The sequence below is a fragment of the Phytobacter sp. V69 genome, assembly GCF_965644215.1.
GTDB lineage: Bacteria > Pseudomonadota > Gammaproteobacteria > Enterobacterales > Enterobacteriaceae > Phytobacter.
In genome coordinates this window covers 1-4,366 of record NZ_CBFFRL010000288.1, presented here as the reverse complement: position 1 = coordinate 4,366, position 4,366 = coordinate 1, and the positions used below count along the sequence as shown (strand labels likewise).

The 4,366-nt window shown below is 50.4% G+C and carries 6 protein-coding genes; 2 read left to right on the top strand and 4 right to left on the bottom strand.

All coding sequences use genetic code 11. From position 1 onward, the window contains the following. Positions 1-227: 227 nt before the first annotated feature. Both ACSZPU_RS23720 and ACSZPU_RS23715 read right to left on the bottom strand, forming a co-directional pair. Complete coding sequence (locus ACSZPU_RS23720; protein WP_499003940.1) at positions 228-890, bottom strand: recombinase family protein; 663 nt, start codon at positions 888-890, stop codon at positions 228-230. A gap of 224 nt (positions 891-1,114) precedes the next feature. Next, positions 1,115-1,336 carry a hypothetical protein gene (locus ACSZPU_RS23715; protein WP_499003937.1) on the bottom strand — a complete coding sequence of 74 codons (222 nt, stop codon included), beginning with the start codon at positions 1,334-1,336 and terminating at the stop codon, positions 1,115-1,117. A gap of 214 nt (positions 1,337-1,550) precedes the next feature. Here ACSZPU_RS23715 and ACSZPU_RS23710 point away from each other — a divergent pair, with 214 nt between their 5' ends. After that, positions 1,551-2,171: a ParA family protein gene (locus tag ACSZPU_RS23710; protein WP_499003935.1), complete on the top strand. Its 621-nt coding sequence runs from the start codon at positions 1,551-1,553 to the stop codon at positions 2,169-2,171. A gap of 55 nt (positions 2,172-2,226) precedes the next feature. Further along, a complete protein-coding gene (locus ACSZPU_RS23705) occupies positions 2,227-2,454 on the top strand; it encodes a hypothetical protein (protein WP_499003932.1) in 228 nt (75 codons plus the stop codon). A gap of 156 nt (positions 2,455-2,610) precedes the next feature. Here ACSZPU_RS23705 and umuC read toward each other — a convergent pair whose 3' ends face one another. Both umuC and umuD read right to left on the bottom strand, forming a co-directional pair. Then, a complete protein-coding gene (gene umuC, locus ACSZPU_RS23700; protein ID WP_499003944.1) occupies positions 2,611-3,882 on the bottom strand; it encodes a translesion error-prone DNA polymerase V subunit UmuC in 1,272 nt (423 codons plus the stop codon). A 14-nt stretch (positions 3,883-3,896) separates the two neighbouring features. Next, entirely contained in the window at positions 3,897-4,331 is a 435-nt protein-coding gene (gene umuD, locus ACSZPU_RS23695; protein ID WP_499003942.1) for a translesion error-prone DNA polymerase V autoproteolytic subunit, read from the bottom strand. Positions 4,332-4,366: the final 35 nt, after the last annotated feature.

The following is a 4,366-nucleotide window of genomic DNA, read 5'->3' as shown; positions in this document are numbered from 1 at the left end:
CTTGCGTTTTCTGGGGGCTTTGCTGCGTGCCATTTTCATGAATCCCTGCGGAAATTAACATACCGCAGAGTATAAAATGGTATGCCGATCATGAATACCATCGGAACCGCGAAGCGGTGACGCTCGCCCTGTAAGGGCGCTAATGTTCTGAAACTCCACATTTACATTCATAATGGTCGTCATCTTGTTTTGCGGTTGAAGATACATGTGACCATACCTGACGTACATCAGGATGAGGAACCATGAGACGGATTCAGACTGCCGCCATCCCCGGAGCCGGAATCCCTACATACCCGGATAACGGTCATTTTAGAGACTCCTGCAAGCCGGGCAGTTTCCCGCAGGGATTTGCCATGCGTAATCCGCAGTGTGCGGATGAGTTCGTGTTTCTGCATGTCGGCCACCCTGCCCCGGTACTTCCCCTCTCCTTTTGCCTTGCTGATACCCTCGGCCTGACGGCGACGCCGGTCTTCATAATCCTTTCTGGCAATGGCGGCCAGCATATCAAGCATCATGCCGTTGACGGCTTTCAGCATGCTGCTGGTGAAATCATCGCTTACGGTGGTGGTCAGCGCCAGATGGCTGGTTGGCAGGTCCAGGCTGACAATGGCCAGCTGTTTGTCCGTAATCTGTTTGCGGAGTGTGTTCCAGCCGGCGTCATCAAGTCGGGAGAGCCGGTCGACCTGCTCGGTCAGAATGACATCACCGGGTTCGGCGTCTTCCAGAAGTCGCAACAGTTCAGGGCGGTTCATGGTGGTGCCTGAAATATTATCCACATACCAACCTGCGATACGGTGACCGTGTAGATTAGCAAATGTCTTGAGTGCATTTTTTGCACGCCATGAATCCTGTTCCGAAGTTGATGCGCGAAGGTAGCCAAAAATGAGCATTTTTCACCCTGGTGGTAATGTATAAGTGGTCATGCAATTGATGGTATCACTAGTATGGTCACATTGATATCTTTATGCTTTGAAATGATAGGTAACCTATGGGTATACTCAAATGTTTCAATTCGATACCCCATGTCGGTCTGATGGCGCAGTTGAGGTCTATTGCCGGTGCGTGGGGGGAATTAAACGAGGGACGTAAAAAAGGCCGCTGGCGCGGCCCGCATTCAGTACGCTTGGACTACCTCAACAGGCTCGCCCATTCCTTCAACTTCAAGATAATACCGTGAGCTGTCAATTAATAGCTTCGCTTTAGGACGATAGCTGTAAGAATAGCTGTAATTATAAGACGCTAATTTCCATTTAGTACCATCATCAAACTCATAGACCATATCTTCATCCCATCCTTCAAACTCATCGGAAAGAAATGAATCTTTTAATATTTTCATAATGTTATCCGAGGTTAAGTTAATCGTCACAGGTCTGGTCTAATTTTACCCGCGCTGATCCATCACTGCCAGAGAAACTGGACAGAATTACCTGAATATCCAATTGATCAATCATTAAATCATGATAGCATATTTTAATGATTTAATGCTTTCATTCCGCGTGATTGTGTGGGATTATAGTGCTTCTAGCATGAAATAATGAAAGGATGATATCATGATTATATCGTGTATTGGTCAGAAGGGTGGTGGCGCAAAAAGCACTACTGCAAGAACTTTAGCCGCTGGTTTTAGTGACGCTGGATGGAAAATACATCTCGCAGATATTGATGAAAAGCAGCAAACATCCTTGAAATGGTGTAAGCGACGCGAGGATGCCGGATTGTCTGTTATCGAGTGTGCATTATATCGCCGGGTAGATACCGCAGTTAAAATTAAGGAGCAGTACCATCTTGTAATTATAGATGGCCGTCCTGCTGCCGAAACCACATCACTTGACGTTGCTGCGGAGTCAGATCTGGTTCTGGTTTCTACAGGTACTACTGTTGATGACCTAGAGCCATCTTTGGAACTAGCCCGGGAACTCATCAAAAAGGGAATTTTACAAGAAAAAATAGTTTTCTCAGTAGCTAAATCACCGTCTGAAGCTGAGGGTATCAAGGCTCAGGAAACAATACGTGCATGGGGATTCCGCGTTCTGAATACAGTCATACCGTTCAAAGCTGGTTATGGAAGTGCATTAGATTCTGGGCGGGCCTTATATGAGACTCCTTTTAAGTCCTTGAATGCGACTGCAAAAGGCATGGTTGAAGAGATTCATGATATAATTAATTCATGATAGCATTAATTCATGCTATCATGAATTAATGCATTAATTGCAACGAAGGTTACTTATGAAAGCCCCAAAAAATAATATAAAGCTTGCTCCTCCTCCGAGTAGCGAACCTACACTAAATGTAACTGGTAAAAGTGCTCAGCCAGATACAGAAATAAAGCCTATTCAGATCAAAGTATCTATCAAAAAGCACAAGGAAATGAAGGCCTATGCTGCAGAGCAAGGTATAACTATGACGGAAATGCTTATGGCTGGATATGATATGTATAGAGAAAAAATGAAATAATGATTTCATTATTTCATGGTCTTTAAATGTCATTAAATCATGATGTATTTATATCATGATTTAATGATTGATTTGCAAGGGCCCTTATAATTGATTGATTATAAAAATAAATTCACAATGATTAAGATTGGTATATATAAGTTTTAGAGTTTTGTATTAACAGATGCGAGCGACCGGAATATCTCCCCAGCGGGTGGTGTACGCCGGTGACAGCATTTCCCGCTTCATCTGCCAGCCGGTATCCACTCCCTGACCCGCAAACCACACTTTCCCCAGCCCGGACTGGTTGATGCCGTCCAGTACCTTCATCAGCCGGGCGCTGTCAGGTCGCGGACGGTCTTCACTGAACAGGTTAAGCTGGCTGACGCTGTCCGGGGTGAAGTCACCCAGCATGATGCCGGCCTTCATGTAGCGGTGTCCCTCCTGCCAGATACGGTCCAGTGAACGCATGGCCACGGCGATGATGTCCCGGGTGTCCTGCGTGGGCAGCGTCAGCTTTTCGCCGGCGCTGTTGCCGTAGAACACTTCATTCACCGCGTGAGGGGAGGTGCGGATGAACACGCTGACGTGGCGGCAGAACTGCCGTTCACCCCGGAGTTTTTCCGCCGCACGGGCGGCATACTGGCACAGGGCCTGCTGCATGGCAGTCTTCGTGGTGATGCGCTCACCAAAGCTGCGGGAGCAGACTATCTGCTGTTTTGACGGCGGCACATCTTCCAGCGGAATACAGGACTCGCCGTTGAGTTCCCGCACGGTCCGCTCCAGCACCACGGTGAAATTTTTGCGGATAAACGCCGGGTGGGTGCGCGCCAGCTGCAGGGCGGTCTCAATCCCCGTCATGTTCAGCTTTTTGCCGATTTTCCGGCCCACACCCCAGATTTCCTCCACCGGCTGCCGGGCGAGCAGGGTTTCCGTGCGTCTCGGGTTGCCCGGTGTCAGCGCCAGCACGCCCCGGAACTGTGGCCACTCCTTTGATGCCCACTGTGCGGATTTGGCGAGTGTTTTGGTCGGGCCCATACCTACGCCCACGGTGAGGCCGGTGATGCGCAGGACGTGCTCCCGCAGCCGGCGGCCGAAGTGCTCAAAATCCTCACAGCCGTCAATGCCGGTCAGGTCGAGAAACATTTCATCGATGCTGTATTGTTCCACTTTCGGCGTCATTTCTTCCAGCGATGCCATGACGCGCTGTGATAATGAATGGTAAAGCCCGTAGTTCGAACTGAAGATATGCACCTTCTCCGGAAAGGGGGGCTTTATCTGAAACCACGGCACCCCCATTTTTATGCCCAGGACCTTCGCAGCGGCGCTTCTTGCAATCACGCAGCCGTCATTGTTGCTGAGCACCACCACCGGTTTACCGCGTAAATCCGGGCGGAACAGGGCCTCACAGCTGGCATAAAAGCTGTTGACGTCCGCCAGACCGAACATGGTCATCGCCATCGTTATCTCCTCGCGCGCGTGCTGTGAAAAAACCAGGTCACCACACCGAGCAGCTGCAGCTCAGGCGGGTATATCACCGGGTACGCCGGGTTCATCGGCAGCAGGGCCGGGCGGGGTCGCAGCTGCAGGCGTTTGACGGTAAAGGCCCCGTCGACCTCCGCCACCACGATATCCCCCTCCGAGGGCGTTTCCGCCCGGTCAACCACCATCACGTCGCCGTCATACAGGCCGAGACCTTCCATGCTGCTGCCGCCGGCGCGCACGAAGAAGGTGGAGGCGCGCCGTCGGATGCAGAGCGCGTTCAGGTCAAGCTCATCCTCGACATAGTCGGCGGCCGGGGAGGGAAAACCGGCTGCGCAGGTGTCAGCAAAGAGCGGGGTGGCCAGTGCAGGGCTGGAGCCTGTACATAAAATTGTGTAATTGCCTGATTTTGATATGTTCAATCCAACATCAAAAGCAGGTTAATTTATGG

Bases quoted from the DNA above. Each gene is read 5' to 3' on its own strand.
- ACSZPU_RS23720 (WP_499003940.1), bottom strand. From the start codon at position 890: ATGCTCATTTTTGGCTACCTTCGCGCATCAACTTCGGAACAGGATTCA.
- ACSZPU_RS23715 (WP_499003937.1), bottom strand. From the start codon at position 1,336: ATGAAAATATTAAAAGATTCATTTCTTTCCGATGAGTTTGAAGGATGG.
- ACSZPU_RS23710 (WP_499003935.1), top strand. From the start codon at position 1,551: ATGATTATATCGTGTATTGGTCAGAAGGGTGGTGGCGCAAAAAGCACT.
- ACSZPU_RS23705 (WP_499003932.1), top strand. From the start codon at position 2,227: ATGAAAGCCCCAAAAAATAATATAAAGCTTGCTCCTCCTCCGAGTAGC.
- umuC (WP_499003944.1), bottom strand. From the start codon at position 3,882: ATGTTCGGTCTGGCGGACGTCAACAGCTTTTATGCCAGCTGTGAGGCC.